This is a genomic window from Flavobacterium bomense (assembly GCF_003970355.1).
In genome coordinates this window covers 1-1,306 of record NZ_RYDJ01000136.1, presented here as the reverse complement: position 1 = coordinate 1,306, position 1,306 = coordinate 1, and the positions used below count along the sequence as shown (strand labels likewise).

At 30.6% G+C, this 1,306-nt stretch carries 2 protein-coding genes; both read right to left on the bottom strand.

Annotated features, from left to right (window positions below; all coding sequences use genetic code 11):
* Positions 1-301 precede the first annotated feature (301 nt).
* A complete protein-coding gene (locus EKL98_RS16190) occupies positions 302-703 on the bottom strand; it encodes a hypothetical protein (RefSeq protein WP_126563164.1) in 402 nt (133 codons plus the stop codon).
* 95 nt (positions 704-798) lie between these two features.
* On the bottom strand, positions 799-1,293 hold the full coding sequence (locus EKL98_RS16185) for an RNA polymerase sigma factor (RefSeq protein WP_126563163.1): 495 nt from the start codon (positions 1,291-1,293) through the stop codon (positions 799-801).
* Between the last annotated feature and the right edge of the window lie 13 nt (positions 1,294-1,306).

The following is a 1,306-nucleotide window of genomic DNA, read 5'->3' as shown; positions in this document are numbered from 1 at the left end:
GCTGCGATATCATCTAAAAGTGCGAAAAAACCTGATGCCATATAATTGTTTTAGAAACTGCCTGATTTTGGTATAGATTTCCAAAATTGATTCGGCGAGTTTTAATTTTTTATTACTGCAAAATTACTATTTTTTTGCTTGAATTTGTAAAGTAATAGAAAACTTCGAGGAATTAAATGTTTTATCACAGAGTCAATAATTTTGCTACATCAAAAAACAATGAAAATGAAATCGAGAAAGTTTAATAAGCTAGTTTTTTAGATAAAATTCAATGGCAATCAAATAATGCTCTTTTAACGAATTAAGGATTTAGATTTTGATTGGTTTTGTTTTTATTAAAAAAACGTTTGAAGATATTTTCTCCAATAGATTTAATTCCTTCTGAATGTTTTGAAGCCATATTGGCAACTGCAAATTCAAATAGTGTTCCAAATACTTTTTTGATTGGATTGTGAGTAAAGCCGAACAAAAGTTTTTTAGAGATAAATCCTGTGCCAAATCCAATTATATTGCTAAGTAGATCATTTTTAATTTCGGGTGAAGCAGTTACTTCGTGAAATAGATTTTTGATCAAGTTAATGGGTTTTACACTTTGGTAAGCAACATCAAACTGATTTTTGAGTTGTTCCAAATCATTGTCATATATCATTCTTTGAACAATAATCATTTCATTTAGTGTATCGGTTGCATTTTTATTTTTCATACTTAGATTTTTATTTTTTTTTATCGGTCATACGTAATTCACATAATTCACTCGGCTCTAGTTACCAACTTTCAGTTATGCCCATTTCATAATCGTTAAGGATTTAGTATTTTTTTTAATTTTCCTTTAATTCTATTCATTTTCACCCTTGCATTTACTTCGCTTATTCCCAAAGTTTCTGAAATTTCCCCATAATCCTTGTCCTCTAGATACATAAAAACCAATGCTTTTTCAATGTCATTCAGTTGATAAACAGCTTTATACATTAATTTCAAGCGTTCTTCTTCCTCATAATTATAATCATCATTGCTAATAAAATATTGTTGCGATTCATAATCCACGGTCCTTACGGTTCGTGTACTTTTTCGGTACAAAGTAATGGCTGTATTCAAAGCGACCCGATATGCCCAAGTCGAAAATTTGCTATCACCACGAAACTTCGGAAAAGCCTTCCAAAGCTGAATCGTGATTTCCTGAAACAAATCCTTATGTGCGTCTTCACCATTCGTATACAACCTACAAATCTTGTGGATTATATTCTGATTGGTCTTCAATTGCTGCACAAATGATAGTTCTAAATCGTCGCTCATAATACAATAAGTG

Excerpts from the sequence above, each read along its gene's own strand:
- EKL98_RS16190 (WP_126563164.1), bottom strand. The coding sequence starts at position 703 with ATGAAAAATAAAAATGCAACCGATACACTAAATGAAATGATTATTGTT.
- EKL98_RS16185 (WP_126563163.1), bottom strand. The coding sequence starts at position 1,293 with ATGAGCGACGATTTAGAACTATCATTTGTGCAGCAATTGAAGACCAAT.